This is a genomic window from Psychrobacter sp. H27 (genome assembly GCF_059072655.1).
The window spans coordinates 1677070-1692074 of the sequence record NZ_JCACRX010000001.1; the positions used below are offsets into that span (position 1 = coordinate 1677070).

Annotated in this window: 9 protein-coding genes; 6 read left to right on the forward strand and 3 right to left on the reverse strand. The window is 46.6% G+C overall.

The window, feature by feature from the left end; genetic code table 11:
- Nucleotides 1–6 precede the first annotated feature (6 nt).
- From AC5JPY_RS06750 to mutY, 5 genes are all read left to right on the forward strand, one after another.
- A complete protein-coding gene (locus AC5JPY_RS06750) occupies nt 7–744 on the forward strand; it encodes a dienelactone hydrolase family protein (protein ID WP_443526661.1) in 738 nt (245 codons plus the stop codon).
- 351 nt (nt 745–1095) lie between these two features.
- A complete protein-coding gene (locus AC5JPY_RS06755) occupies nt 1096–4239 on the forward strand; it encodes a DUF2339 domain-containing protein (protein WP_443526662.1) in 3144 nt (1047 codons plus the stop codon).
- A gap of 174 nt (nt 4240–4413) precedes the next feature.
- Nucleotides 4414–5370, forward strand: coding sequence for a ribosome biogenesis GTPase YlqF (gene ylqF, locus AC5JPY_RS06760; protein ID WP_443526663.1), 957 nt, complete (start codon nt 4414–4416; stop codon nt 5368–5370).
- 23 nt (nt 5371–5393) lie between these two features.
- On the forward strand, nt 5394–6323 hold the full coding sequence (locus tag AC5JPY_RS06765) for a GIY-YIG nuclease family protein (protein WP_443526664.1): 930 nt from the start codon (nt 5394–5396) through the stop codon (nt 6321–6323).
- Between the two features lie 91 nt (nt 6324–6414).
- Nucleotides 6415–7689, forward strand: a complete 1275-nt coding sequence (gene mutY, locus AC5JPY_RS06770; protein ID WP_443526666.1) for an A/G-specific adenine glycosylase — start codon at nt 6415–6417, stop codon at nt 7687–7689.
- A 98-nt stretch (nt 7690–7787) separates the two neighbouring features.
- On the opposite strand, the gene AC5JPY_RS06775 is transcribed toward mutY, so the two are convergent.
- Together AC5JPY_RS06775 and rapA are read right to left on the reverse strand one after the other, a co-directional pair.
- The gene (locus AC5JPY_RS06775) at nt 7788–8690 is read right to left on the reverse strand and encodes an acyl-CoA thioesterase (RefSeq protein ID WP_319051593.1); all 903 of its coding nucleotides are present in this window, start codon (nt 8688–8690) and stop codon (nt 7788–7790) included.
- A gap of 384 nt (nt 8691–9074) precedes the next feature.
- The gene (rapA, locus tag AC5JPY_RS06780) at nt 9075–11963 is read right to left on the reverse strand and encodes an RNA polymerase-associated protein RapA (RefSeq protein WP_443526668.1); all 2889 of its coding nucleotides are present in this window, start codon (nt 11961–11963) and stop codon (nt 9075–9077) included.
- Between the two features lie 491 nt (nt 11964–12454).
- Between rapA and AC5JPY_RS06785 the strand changes: the two genes are divergently transcribed.
- Nucleotides 12455–13399: an NAD(P)-dependent oxidoreductase gene (locus AC5JPY_RS06785; protein WP_443526669.1), complete on the forward strand. Its 945-nt coding sequence runs from the start codon at nt 12455–12457 to the stop codon at nt 13397–13399.
- Nucleotides 13400–13439: 40 nt separating this feature from the next.
- On the opposite strand, the gene AC5JPY_RS06790 is transcribed toward AC5JPY_RS06785, so the two are convergent.
- Nucleotides 13440–14996, reverse strand: coding sequence for a flavin-containing monooxygenase (locus AC5JPY_RS06790; RefSeq protein WP_443526817.1), 1557 nt, complete (start codon nt 14994–14996; stop codon nt 13440–13442).
- Nucleotides 14997–15005 lie beyond the last annotated feature (9 nt).

The window sequence follows — 15005 nt, forward strand, 5'->3', positions numbered from 1 at the left end:
AATAATATGTCAATTAAGACTTTTGAATTAATCAGTACAACCGAAAACGGTATCGAACTTATCAGCTATGTTGCACTGCCAGAAAATGCTTCAGATGATAATCCAGCAGCAGGTATTTTGGTCGCACCAGAATGGTGGGGCGTGGTCGACCATCCAAAATCAGTAGTAGAGCGTTTGGCCAAAGCAGGCTACGCGGCTGTCGCTATGGATGTCTACGGTGAAGGAAAATTAACTACTGATGCTGCCATGGCCAACATGTGGATGGAGCAAGTATTGGCTGATCAAGACATGCTCATGTCGCGCTGCCGTCTGATTCTAAATGACTTTAGCGATCAGTTATCAGTTGATGGTGACAACCTAGGCGCAATCGGTTACTGCTTCGGTGGTAAAGTTGTCCTCGATATGGCGCGCGAAGGCATGCCACTAAAAGCTGTTGCAACCTTCCATGGTAACCCAACGCCAAAGCAGCCAGCAGACAAAAACTTTGCCGCAAAAGTACTCGTCGCTCATGGCCGTGATGACTCAATGGTATCGATGGACGCTATCGAAGGTCTAAAATCAGAGCTAGATGCTGCTGATGTCGATTACACTATCGATGTCTATGACAACGCTAAGCACGGCTTTACCAATCCGCATGCTGATGAGCGCGCTGCCAACAATGAAGTAGACCTTGGCTATAATGAAGCAGCGGCTAAGCAAAGCTGGGAAAACATGATTGAGTTTATGAAAGCAAACTTGGCATAAAAGCAGTTTGATATAAAACTTATCAAGAAGGACAGCTTAACTATTTAAGCTGTCCTTTTATTTTGCGTATATTTTAACCACCATTTCTGAGACACGTTATCAGACCAGTCTTGTACTTCTTATCAAATCGCGTCATTATCACCTTACTATCTGTTGGCTTGAGTGACGAAGATGTTATATCTATTGGTGACCCAGCTCGGTTGGCTGGCTTTTACGATTCTATTGATTGTGGTAGTCGCGTTATACACTAGGACAACTCGAAAAATCGAGCATCTACGCCGCGATGTCACGAAACTACAATCTGAGCTTACACAGCGAAAAGACCTCAGAAAAGACAATAGTATAAGTCGTATGACTGCCTCATCTAACCGTTTGGCTGATGACAATGGTCATGTGCGTAGACCTTTTGCTGAAGATATCGCAACTGAAAACAATGCGCCTAAAAATAATGCGACTGAGCCCTCTAATAACGTTGCAACAAACAATGCTACTGAGGGTACAGCTTTTGATTCACAACATCCGTCAACAGCTGATACCTTACCAAGCACATCATCAGTCACATCCTCACTCCCGTCGTCACCCACATCACCGCCACCATTGCCAACGATGGCACCGGTGTCAACACCAGCGCCAGCCAAAAATAGCATATCGGGCGTCGCTAATGATGGAACTATAGGTCAACCCCACTCAAAAACAACTGCGTATAGCGTGCCAGTACCGAGCGCACCAGCTGCCCCAATTGAGCCTGATGAACGCTCACTACCCATCGTCACATCGCTCATTCATTCCATCAAAAACTGGTTTTTCGGTGGTAATCTTGTCGTGCGTGTCGGGGTACTGGTACTACTCATCGGAGTGGTATTGCTACTGCGATTATTAAGTGAGTATGTCGAGATTTCAATTACCACAAAGCTGATAGCCGTCGGTATCACAGGATTAGCATTGTCAGCACTTGGATTGAAGCTCACGGCAAAACGCTTCTCGTATGGCATTACGCTACAAGGTGCAGGCTTAGCGATTGCTTATTTGAGTACTTTTTTTGCCTATAGCGTCTATCAGATCATTCCGAGTGTACCGAGCTTTATTGGGCTAGGGTTATTGTCTGCGATTACGATTGCTTTAGCCGTACGCCAAAATGCCTTTCCTTTAGCGTTATTGGCATTGTCTGGTGGATTTTTTGCACCAATTCTGACCAGTGACGATACGGGGAGTTTAGTCACGTTATTTAGCTATTATCTATTGTTAAATGTCACGATTGCCGTTATTGCTCATTATCGCCCATGGAAAATCCTAAATTTATTCGGTGCATCGGTGACGTTTGGCTTGGCCTACTACTGGGGCGTCAGTGAAAATCTGAGCGCTGTCATAGAGTCGCAGCGTTGGTCACTTGTGATACTGGTTGCATTACATTTACTGCTTTATTTATTTGTCGTCATTCGTTATGCGCAGCAAATCATTACTTACAATACGCTTAATGACCAGAGTCTTAACCATACAGATGATGCAAACATACTAGGACATTTGGACAAAACACCTAAAAGTAATCACCCCTACCTATTCCCCATCGATACCGGACTGCTGTTTTCAGTACCGATTCTGGCTTTTGGCTTATTTGCTGCCTTACTCGATGACATTCCAAATGCCCTAACCTTTACTAGTACAATTTTGGCAGCGGTGTATCTCGGACTAGGCTGGCTGTTTGTGCAGCGTAGTGGGCGCTATGCACTCATTACTGAAGGTATGCTGGCATTGGGTTTTGGGTTTTTAGCGCTGGTAATACCGCTGGCGCTGGATGCTGAGTGGATTGCTTTTGGGTGGTCAGTACAGGGGCTCGCATTGGTCTGGTTTGGCAGGCGCTCCTTACGGTCATGGTCCGTGTTATTTGGTTTGCTTTTACAGCTTGTTAGTATCGGCATGCTCTTGACCACCGCGATATTCTCTATCAAAGACTATCCCGTCTTAGCCTTTAGTGTCTCAGCGATTGCTTATCTGGCGACTGTCTTTATCTTACGCGCCAGCAACTCCCCTACCATGCTCATGACTGAGCTCAATAATAGCAACACTGATGGCAACAGCAATAAGCACAACGCGGCAACTGCCTCAGAGTCGGTTACTCGTTACGCCCGTACGCTTGGTGTCAGCACCCAAGCTGCCCAGCAATGGCTAACCTCTATTGATAATCAAAGCCGCGCATTCAAGCTTGTTTGGCACAGTCCTAGACTAATAAAGTTCCTAACAGTGACTGCTATGGCGTGGGTGTTACAAGTGCTCATACTTGATCTTCATCATTGGTTTGATATTTGGCAGTTAGAGACCACGGTCATTGCGCTAGCTGCACTCATTAGCCTAACGACCTATTGGATGATCAATCGCTATCGCCCATGGGCGGAGATCCGGCAGTTTAGTCGTGGATTGCTACTATTGTTTTGTCTCATGCTAGTGGTACAACTCCCACAAAAGTTTGAGCTCAATTTGACATGGACGCCAGCAGAATGGCTGATATTCGTAGGTTTGATAATCGGCTGGCTCATGATAGGTCAGCTATGGCTAAAAGCATGGTCTGATATCTGCTTTGATACAGGGTCTAATAATAACAATACCTCACGCTATACGGCTATTAGTTGGCTGGGTACTGGTATCTTACTGATTGCTGCCGCTGCGCATTATGGCTTACCAGACTCTGATGGCATCATGGCAGTATTGAGCTCAGTGGTGCTCATTTTGACTGGGCTATGGCTCAGTCATCGTGATCTCAGTCATCGTGATCTCACTCAAAGCGAAAAAAACCCATCAACCAATAAAACTTCACAACAAGGGCTACTGTATTGGTTTGACTGGCAACAGGCACTACGAGGATGTGCTGCGATCTTTGCGCCCATTGCTTTACTTTGGGTTGTCATGACCAATTGGTCTTATGACGGTATAGTTTGGGACATATCTTATTTTCCATTATTCAACCTTTACGACATTACCTCATGGTTGACGCTATTGGTTGGTTTTAGTCTTTATTATATAAGCTGGCGACACCGAGACAAAAACCCTATCCAATCAAGTACAGTCACCAAAACCAAGCAGATATTCAATGCTGGCAGTTTGCTAATAGTACTAGGGTTTATTAGCTTTTGGCTGATATCTAGCATGTTAGTTAGAACGCTGCACGCCTTTATCGGTACACCGCTCTGGGACGGTACTGGCACTCAAGGCGGTGCATGGCAAAGTGAGCAAGTGCAAACAGGACTGACGATTTTATGGACGCTCTTGGCATTGGTCGCCACCATTATGGCGAGTCGCTACTGGCAACGCGCGCTTTGGTTTATGGGTATTGGATTGCTAGGTGTCGTCGTGCTCAAGCTGGTACTGGTTGATCTGTCACAGACCGAAGCGATTTGGCGCGTGATTTCCTTCCTTGGCGCGGGTAGCTTGATACTATTGATTGGTTATCTTGCGCCTTTACCACCAACCACCAAGGAAATAGAAAATAAGAATCAAGAGTAGTGGCGTACCTGGTCAAGCGAGCGGATCAAGTGAACTGGTCAGGTGAAATTGTCCCGTGAATACATGGGTTCTGTAGTAAACTGGCGACTATGAATAAAGACAATGCCAAAAGTTACCAAAATCGCGCACTGTCTTTAATGCAATATTTTATGAATAAAAAGGTTATGAAAGACAATGGATAAGAGAACAAGCATTCAGTGGTTCCCTGGGCACATGAACAAAGCCCGTAACGAAATCAAAGAAATCATGCCGCAGATGGATTTGGTCATCGAGGTCATTGATGCGCGTATCCCTCATAGTAGTGAAAACCCGATGGTTGCAGCACTACGCGGCGAAAAGCCTGTAATCAAAATCCTGAATAAAGCCGATCTTGCCGATCCAGAATTGACCCAAGCGTGGATGGACCATCTTGAGCAGCAAAATGGTGTCAAGGCCATTGCTTGTGATACGGAGAAAGCAGATGACGTCAAACGCATCATCGCCATCTGTAAGCATCTCGTACCCAACAAAGTCGGTACTGGCCGTCAGATCAAAGCGATGATTATGGGCATCCCGAACGTCGGTAAATCAACACTGATCAATACGCTAGCAGGACGCGCCGTGGCAAAGACAGGCGACGAGCCAGCCGTAACCAAGTCGCAGCAGTTGATTAAGCTCGATGATGACATCATGCTCTATGACACGCCTGGTATGCTGTGGCCAAAAGTTGAAAACGAAAACTCTGGCTATCGTCTAGCCGCAACGGGTGGCATCCGTGATACGGCGTTTGATTTTGCTGATGTGGCAAGCTATACCGCTGAGTACCTCATGCACGCCTATCCTGAGCTGCTAAAATCTCGCTACAAAATTGAAGAACTGCCCAAGACTGACTGGGAGTTCTTTGAAGTGGCGGGTCGTAATCGCGGCTGTGTGCGCGCGGGCAACCAAGTCGATACGTATCGCATGTCTGAGATTCTCATCAATGAGCTGCGTAGCGCGAAAATTGGGCGTATGACGCTTGAAACCCCAGCTATGATTGAAGCAGAAGAAATTGTCGTCGCTGAACAACGTCTCGCTGCTGAAGAGAAGCGCAAAGCTAAGGAAGAAGAAAAACGTCTACGTAAAAAGCGTACCCGTCAGAATCGGAAGTAGATCCCTCAACAATATAAGCTTTTATGAATCCATTAATACCCTCAGCAAAAACCATTCAAATCTACCTGCCCACAGGTAACCCTCGTGGGCTGCGTGTCGCTGAGATGACCACGCGCACCGTGCGTCTGATTGAAGTACCGCGCATTCATATTGCAGATTTTTTGAACATGCCCGATGCCAAACGAGTGGGCTTATACTTTTTAATCGGCGATACTGATAGTACGGACAAACCACTACTCTATATTGGGCAAACAGGCGATTTAACCCAGCGCCTAAAAAGCCATAATAATGGTAAAGATTTTTGGACAAGGGTGTTTGTCATGCTCTCAACCAATAACACCATTACCCAGACGCATGCGCTGTATATGGAGCATAAAGCCATTCAAATTGCCACAGACGTTGGGCGTTACGATTTGCAAAATGGTAATAATGGCAGCAAGCCGCACACGCCTGCACCGCTTCAAGCAGACTGCGAAGAACTGTTTCACACATTAGATATTTTACTATCTACCCTCGGACAGCCAGTTTTTGAAGCGATCGGTATTGATACTCCTAATACTGAAGCTTACCAACCAGTGATACCAGATACCTGCCAGTCTCTCCAAGACGCACCAGAAGTCGTACCTAACAAGCAACCAATGCTGTTTTATTGCAAAGCCAAAGACTGCGATGCTCAAGGCTACTACGATAATGATGGTTTTGTCTTGTTAAAAGGCTCCCTCTTTCGCAAAAGGCATACGCCATCATTGGGGAAATGGGCTGTTAACAAGACACACGAGCTGTTAGTAAATGGCAAATTAGTTGAACACAATAGTGATTCTTATCGACTCACAGAAGACCAGCTTTTTAAAACGCCAAGTGGCGCAGCGCAAGCGGTTACTGGCCGACCAACCAATGGCTGGGTAGAATGGAAAAACGGCTCAGGGCAAACACTTAGCGACATTTACCGCTAGTAAATCAACCAGATAATCACCATATAGGATAAACGCTTTGCTTAAGTATAATCAAAGCTCCCTTTACTTAATGTCAATTTTATAAGAGCCTATGACCCAACCTACCGCCATACCCGACACTCCCTTTTCTCAGCCTACAACAGCATTAGACTCTTTCGCTCCACGCCTACTCGATTGGTTTGCCGAAAACGGTCGCCACGATTTGCCGTGGCAACAGCATCAAACCGACACGCCCAATCCTTATATTGTTTGGCTATCTGAAGTGATGCTTCAGCAAACGCAGGTCACCACCGTATTACCCTACTTTGCGCGTTTTATGGAGACGTTTCCGACCGTGCAGGATTTAGCCGCAGCAGAATGGGATACCGTAGCAGAGCATTGGGCAGGACTTGGCTACTATGCGCGTGCACGTAATCTGCACAAAGGCGCGAAGCAGTTGGTCGAGGTAATCGATGAAACAGGCAACTTCCCGCAGACGCTCGCAGGGTGGGAGGCTATTTCTGGTGTTGGTCCATCTACTGCTGGCGCGATCATGGCGATGGGATTACACCGTTACGGCGTCATCTGCGATGGCAATGTCAAACGCGTATTAACGCGCTGGGCGGCCATCGATGGTGACATTACCAAGTCTGCCACGACCAAAGAGTTATGGGCACTAGCGGAGCGCCTGACCCCAAAAGAAAACTCAGGACTGTTTGCTCAAGCGATGATGGATATGGGCGCAACGCTATGTGTTCGCCGCAAGCCTGCGTGCCTATTATGTCCATTGCAAGCCGACTGCTTGGCACATGCAGAAGGGCGCGAGACTGACTACCCCGTCAAAGCCAAAAAACAGCCCAAACCAAGTAAGTTTAGTAATGCATTGCTGATAGAAAATGTAGACGGTGAGATACTATGGCTACAACGCCCTGACAATGGCATTTGGGGTGGATTGTGGAGCTTGCCATTACAGTTTGTAGAAAAAATTGACGGTAAGACAAGTAGTAAAGCCACTGGTAAGACTGATGCTAAAAAACCAGCGAGCGATGATAAATCATCAACTGTGCCAAGTGACGTCCGTAGTCATGAAAAAGTATACGAAGCCGAATTCACCACGGCTGAGCAAATTATTAATGAATGGTTGACGAATAATAAGCTAGCTGCACAATCAGTCAGTAAGTCATTGCTTGATGATGCGCCTATCAAGCACTCATTAACTCATTTTCATTGGTATTTAACCCCACAAAAACTAACGGTCAATGCTTCGCAAATACTAGAGCTCAATGAGAAATTAGCAGCGGCTGAGATTGATTTTAAATGGCTGACTGAACAAACAGCCCAGGATAGTTTAGGACTGCCGCGTGCGATGATTAAGATCTTAGAATAAAAGTCAGTGTAAAAAACTGGTACAAAAAAAGCGACTCACTATAGACAGTGAGTCGCTTTTTTATGATGGCAATGTAAAGGTAGCTGAAACTAAGAATCTTAAGACTTTGGCACACGCAAGCGCATTAGACCTTCTTGCTGCACGGTTGCGACCAGTTTGCCTTCTTGCCAAAACTGACCATGGTTTAACCCTTTCGCATTAGAAGTGGTGTCACTCCACATGTCGTATAGCATCCATTTATTCAGATCAAACTCACGATGAAAATGCATCGAGTGATCGATACTAGCGGCTTGTAACCCACTGGTCATAAAGCTCACGCCATGTGACATCAGCCCCGTGCCAACCAAATAAAAATCCGACGAAAATGCCAATAGTGCTTGCTGAATCGCTACTGGCTGATTCCCAAGCTTATGAATACGTAGCCAGTTTGCCTGTTTGGGTTTCATAGGTTCTGGGCTAATCGGGTTACGCGGCTTAACGGGTTTTATCTCGACATGACGGCGGCGCATAAATCTTGCTTTGAGCGCTTCTGGTACTTTTCCAACATTCTCTTCTTTTAACTCTTGCTCGGTCAGCAAGTCTTCTGGCGGTGGATAAACAGGCATGTCCTCTTGGTACTCAAGCCCTTCCTCCATCGGTGAAAACGAGGCAATCATCGAAAATATCACTTGCTCAACAGGCGGCTTACCACGTACTTCTTTATACTGAATAGCCGTCACTTCGCGTGCAGAGAGGCTGCGACCATCACGCAGACGGCGCACTTGATAGATCACTGGTTGATTGATATCCCCGCCGCGCAAAAAGTACCCATGCAGTGAATGACAGGGCTTGTCTTGCTCCAAGGTATGCGCGGCTGCCATGATCGCTTGGGCAAGCACTTGTCCACCAAATATACGACTGCCCACATAGTCATGGCTTTTGCCTTCAAAGACATCAGGGGTAACTTCAATAAGTGCGATGGTAGCCAGCAGCTCATCGATCAGTTGTGAATTATTGGACATGACGATATGTTTCCTTATTTTTATCAACAACACCCAGCATTCGAAAATAAGCATCTAACCATATCGACGCGATATAACTGCTGCGCTTGCATGTAAAATAACATGAGATCACTTGCTAACAGACACAAGCGATACTGTAGAACGAACATACAACGGTAGCTAACAGAGCCATCGCTACATATTTATTTTCGATAGAAAAGGTAAACATCTTACCCAATATCTATAGCTTTGACTAGCTACTGTCGGCTTACTTGCGAGTGTTGCTTTGCTGTTTTTGCTCAACAAATAACGATTTATCAGTGTGTGTAAGTAGTATGAACCAAAAAAACGAGATGTCTGATAACATCTCGTTTTTTGATGGTTTCAACGATAATACTGCACTATCTATGGCTTGACGGCGACCAGCACACGAATAGAGTCCGGTACCAATGACAAGTTACCAAGCGCTTGCTCGCCTTGGGCCTTGAGCTGTTCTAGACGCTCAATCTCTTCAGGACGTACGTTTGGATTAATAGTTTGCAGATGCTTGAGACGTTTGATCTCGCGCGACCACTGCTGACTAAAGCGGCTACTGGCTTGCTCACCAATCTCAGCGATCTGCGCGCGTGCGATATCTTCAGCTTCATAGTAACGCTGCTCAATCACATCGCTGCGTACCTTGATGACTTGGCGGGCACGGTTTTTGTCCAAACGCTCAATATGCGGCATGATCATATCGGCACTAATACGAGCAGATAAGTCACTGCCTTGCTCACTGATAAAGACGCGGATGTTTTGTGTGGTCAATGTCGCGGGCAAATTAAGCAGCTTTGGTGCGATGGCTTCAACGCGGAAGTTGACCTCTAGCAGTACCATGCCTTGCGGGACAGCAGCGCTTTTAAGCATAGCCACAGTGGTATTACCAAAGGTGCTGGTACTCGCCAGCTCATAGATGGCGCGCATCAACGGATGCTCATGCGTGATAAAGTCGATATCTTCACGCTGCAGCGCTTGCTCACGCTCAAATGTCAATGTCATACCATCTTCATCGCCAAGCGGCAACCCGTCGATATAGTCACTAATCTCTGTGCTGTCGATAGGCGCGATAACCCACGAGCCATCACGCTGGATGTTATGATCGATATTGGCAGAGGCAAAGAAACGCTCAATGAAGTGCGGTAATAGATTGTTGCCATCAAAATCGCGCATAGCGTCAGCGATACGACCAGCGACACGCGGGCGACACGAGTTGTACTCTAACAGACGATCGCGACCCGCTTGCAACTGCGCTTCAAGCCCCAGTCGCGTTTGCAGCGCTTCATCGATAATGTCTTGTAGAATGACATTGTTTTCAGCGGTGTCAGCGCCTTCAAGCATAGGCTTAAGATCTTGAATATACTGCTCTTGTACGCTTTGTGCGGTTGGCGATATTTGGCTAAACATGTTCAGCGCATCGTTATACCAGTGATACAGACGCTCTTGTGCCGTACCCTGCACATAAGGGACATGCAGCATGATCTGCTGGGTTTGTCCGATACGATCTAGGCGACCAATACGCTGCTCTAGCGTATCTGGATTGGCAGGGAGATCCCATAGTACCAGTTGGCTTGCAAACTGGAAGTTGCGACCTTCTGAGCCAATCTCCGAACACAATAGTATCTGCGCGCCTTCACTATCAGCAAAGAATGCGGCGGCTTGGTCACGCTCTAGTAGCGTCATCTGCTCAGTAAAGATAGCGGTTTTTATACCGGCATGCAGACGCAATACCGCTTCTAGGCTCTCTACGGTTGCACCACTACGCGCGATCAACAGCACCTTTTGCTGCTTAAGCTCACCGCGTAGGATATCAATCAACCAAGAGACACGCGGGTCGTCCTCTAACCAGCCACCATCTGGTTGGTTTTCTTCACCCCACAGCTGCTCACGCAATTTGCCATTGGTTTGATAGCTGTCACGCCATGCTTCAGGCAATGGTAGTGGATGCGGCTGGCTACTACGACCATAGAACCCCTTGACACTCTCACGCGTATTACGGAATAAAATACGACCCGTACCATGACGATCTAGTAGCTCGTTGAGCGCATGCGTGCGTAGCTTGTCGTCTTCATTAATCGAAGCCAGCTCATCAATACTGATGTCCAATAGACTACTCAGAGCAGCGATTTGACCTTCATTTAGCGGCTTGTCTTCTATCAAGACACCAGCCACAGCTGCCGTCTCCTCAAAAGCAGCCTGACCATCAATGAACTCATCTAGATCATCAAAACGGTCTGGATCGAGCAGACGTAGACGGGCAAAGTGACTTTGCGCACCAAGCTGTTCTGGTGTTGCGGTCAGCAGCATGACCCCTGGGGTCTCTTCTGCAAAATCTGCCACCAGATCATATTGATCATTACCGCCCTGTGCTTCATCCCAATGCAGATGATGCGCCTCATCAACGACCAGTAGGTCAAACCCTGCATCCATCGCTTGATCATACAAATCAGGATGGTCTATCAATAGATCCATACCTGCGATGATGCATTGCTCAGTGGCAAAGACGTTTTGCTCAGGGTCATGTTCTTTGATAGCAGCCGTACGCACCAAATCAAACAGCGCAAAATTTAGATTAAATCGGCGACGCAGCTCGATCATCCACTGATACTGCAAGCTGTCTGGCACTAAAATGAGCACGCGCTCAGCCTTGCCTGTTAGCAGCTGCTGATGGATAATCATACCCGCTTCGATGGTTTTACCAAGACCCACTTCGTCAGCCAATAGTACACGCGGCGCGATACGCTTACCGACTTCGTGTGCGATATAGAGCTGATGCTCGATAATATCGACACGCGCACCCATCAGACCCTTTAGAGGATGACCTGCCAGTGCTGACTGCATACGCAAGATATCTTGGCGCAGCTCATACCAGTCACCACGTTCGATACGACCAGCAAGCAGACGCTCAAGCGGCTTAGCCAATGTGATATTGGCAGCCAAACGGGTCTCCATGATGCCTTTTTCGTGCTCATCAACGCCGTACTTGAGTACACCCATGACTTCATCGACAGCATTTACGGTGTAGCTTTTGCCATCTTGGTCATAGATGGTATCGCCCACTTTGAACACCACGCGCGATAGTGGCGCAGAGTTTTTTGCGTAGACGCGCGTCTCTTCACTTTGTGGAAATAAAATATGCACACATCGATCATCGACATCGATAACCACACCTAAGCCAAGCTCAGATTCCGTATCAGATAAATAACGTTGGCCAACGGCGAATTCAGTACTGTGCAATGAAGCAATAGAGATAGTCATAGGGCGATGTCTTTTGTACTCAGATAATTAAAAATTAGATAGCAATGGTGGCTTTTGATAGCGATAAGATTACAAACCATGCACAGCATCAGTAAATGTGAATGCAGTATTGTAATCTTGGTAAAATTAGTCTTAAGAAAACCAATAGCTAAGCCATACCATTATATAACGTTAGCGGCTAGATGAGTGCGTTAAGTTGAATTTTCAAGAGGTCGATTGTGATACCCATAATTTTATGAAGACTTCAGACCAAATCAGCCTGGGTAGATCGGTTTATTATATAAATTACTTTGTTTTTAGCCGCTTATGTCTACGGCGATAGCATTTCACGAATTGGTTTTTGACTAAAAATATTAGCGTGCTACATTAAGCCGATAATGATTTATTTGATGAATGCTTATGTAAAGTGATTTGTTCGAGCATTTTCTATATAAAACTGACCTATATGACAACAATAAATCCTATATGACAACAATAAATAAGGAGCAACCATGCAAGCCGTTTTTTTAGACAAAGGTACTTTTTCTGACGGTATCGACCTGCCTGCACCAACAGGCGTGAGCGATTACGTCACTTATAATGACACACCAAAAGATACAGACGTCATCATCGAGCGCTGTCGTGACGCCGATATTATTATCACTAATAAAGTCCACATCAGCGCTGAGGTAATAGCACAACTCCCCAAGCTAAAGCTTATCCAGTTGACTGCTACTGGCATGAACAATGTCGATCATGACGCTTGCGATAAGCATGACGTCACACTTTATAATGTCGCAGGTTACGCGGTAAAAAGCGTCCCTGAGCACACCTTTATGCTGATGCTAACTGCCTTGCGTGCTGGCATTCACTACCATCAAAAAGTCGCTGATGGTACATGGCTAGCAAATGGCAATTTTTGCCTGCTAGATATTCCGCTGATAGACTTGGAAGACAAGACGCTAGGCATCATTGGTATCGGTACGATTGGCAAGCGCGTAACCGAGATCGCACGTGCTTTTGGCATGACAGTACTCTGGGCAGAGCATCAAGAGCGCACTCCTCGTAGTGATGAGTACACTGCATTTGATGACGTGCTAGCACAGGCTGATGTGATAAGCCTGCATTGCCCGCTAAACGAGCAGACCGAGCATCTCATTAATAAAGACACTCTGGCAAAAATGAGCAAGCAACCACTCATCGTAAATGTGGCTCGTGGCGGTGTGGTCGACAGTCAGGCATTGACCGACGCGATTAACAAGGAACAAGTTATCGGTTATGCCAGTGACGTGTTCGAACAAGAGCCTATTGCTAAGGACGACCCACTGCTCAGTCTCAGTGACCATCCGCGTGTTATCTTTAGTCCGCACAATGCTTGGGGCAGTAAAAGCGCACAAGAGACTTTATGGCAGATGTTGAGCAAACAGGTGGCTGAATTTATTGACAGTCACCATTGAAAACGAACATCAATAGCGACTGTCATACACTGATTAGCTACTAATGACTAAACCGCAACCAGTCGTCTTTTATTTTGCGGTATTTAAGCATGACATGATCGCTAAGATAGTTATTGGTCACGTACCACGGGTAGCGATCGCCTTGCTTAGGCAGTCTGTCTGTGGCGCGCCTGACATATCCAGATGACAGCGAGCCCATCACAGTGTCTGTCTGAGCACAGGCAGTAGCTTTCGCCGTCTCTGCTTGTGGCAATGCAACTTGGTAACGGTTTTTATGCATGTAACTCAGTAGCCTGACCAGATACTGACACGCCAAATCGATTTTTAGCGTCCATGAAGCATTGGTGTAACCGAACAAAGCCGCCATGTTAGGTATGCCCTCAATCATGACTGCCTTATACGTCATGCGCGTGCCGATATCGATAGCTTGACCATCGATATATACCGCTGCGCCGCCCAGCATTTGCAGTTTCAAACCCGTTGCAGTAACGATGATGTCAGCATCGAGATGCTCTCCTGATTGCAGCAGGATACCAGTCGTGGTAAAACGGTCGATCTGATCGGTCACCACCGCTGCACGTTTGCCTTGCAAAGACTCAAATAAATCACTGTCTGGTACGGCGCATACTCGTTGATCCCAAGGATCATAGTCAGGCATGAAATGCTCGACATCAATATCGCTACCTTTTAGCTCTTTTTTTACGCCACTCTTGAGTACAGCTCTCATCAGCTTGGGTGCGTGAGTCGCTAATTTATATAACCCTTGCTGCCGTAGCACATTACGTGCACGTAGCGCTGTATAAGCTTGCTCTTTTGACAAGGGTGAAAATTTACCTGATAGCCAATCCATAGCATAATCATCGCCTGGCACACTCGCCACATAAGTTGGCGTCCGCTGTAGCATCGTGATGTGGCGTGCACACTGATCACTATCTTCGTCCACCATCGCAGGCAGTAGCGTCATGGCAGTCGCACCGCTACCGATGATGACTACTTTTTTGTCGTGATACTTTAGATCATTCCAGTGCTGTGGATGGACAATATGCCCACGGAAGTCCTCTTCGCCATCAAAATGAGGTCGATACCCTTGCTCATAGTCGTAGTAGCCCGTAGCACCCACGACGAACTTTGCTGTTTTGACAAATACCTCTCCGCTGGCATGATTTTTTATGGTTGCTGTCCATAACTGATCAATGCTCGACCATGCTATCTGCTGGACTTCATGCTCGTAGCGGATATGATCTGTAATACCAAACTCGCGCGCCGTATCAGCGATATAACGCTTAATATCGCCCCCTGCTGCCAACATTCTATAATCTAGCCACGGCCTAAAGTTATAGCCAAAGGTGAGCGCATCGGAGTCAGAACGAATACCAGGATAAGTAAATAAATCCCACGTACCGCCAAGATCAGCACGTTTTTCTAGTACGACAAAGCGCTGCGAGGTATTTTTCTTATCGACTGATTTATTTTTCTTTTGCTTTTTTGCGCTTTTTTGGCCAAATAAGTTTGTGTGCTGTAGTTGCTGTAAACGGCAAGCCATGCCAATACCGGCGATACCGGCGCCAATAATCATGACTTCATAATCGGCTGGCACATTCAATTT

What these genes read in the sequence shown, in the direction of transcription:
- AC5JPY_RS06750 (WP_443526661.1), top strand. Translation starts at nt 7, where the DNA reads ATGTCAATTAAGACTTTTGAATTAATCAGTACAACCGAAAACGGTATC.
- AC5JPY_RS06755 (WP_443526662.1), top strand. Translation starts at nt 1,096, where the DNA reads ATGACTGCCTCATCTAACCGTTTGGCTGATGACAATGGTCATGTGCGT.
- ylqF (WP_443526663.1), top strand. Translation starts at nt 4,414, where the DNA reads ATGGATAAGAGAACAAGCATTCAGTGGTTCCCTGGGCACATGAACAAA.
- AC5JPY_RS06765 (WP_443526664.1), top strand. Translation starts at nt 5,394, where the DNA reads ATGAATCCATTAATACCCTCAGCAAAAACCATTCAAATCTACCTGCCC.
- mutY (WP_443526666.1), top strand. Translation starts at nt 6,415, where the DNA reads ATGACCCAACCTACCGCCATACCCGACACTCCCTTTTCTCAGCCTACA.
- AC5JPY_RS06775 (WP_319051593.1), bottom strand. Translation starts at nt 8,690, where the DNA reads ATGTCCAATAATTCACAACTGATCGATGAGCTGCTGGCTACCATCGCA.
- rapA (WP_443526668.1), bottom strand. Translation starts at nt 11,963, where the DNA reads ATGACTATCTCTATTGCTTCATTGCACAGTACTGAATTCGCCGTTGGC.
- AC5JPY_RS06785 (WP_443526669.1), top strand. Translation starts at nt 12,455, where the DNA reads ATGCAAGCCGTTTTTTTAGACAAAGGTACTTTTTCTGACGGTATCGAC.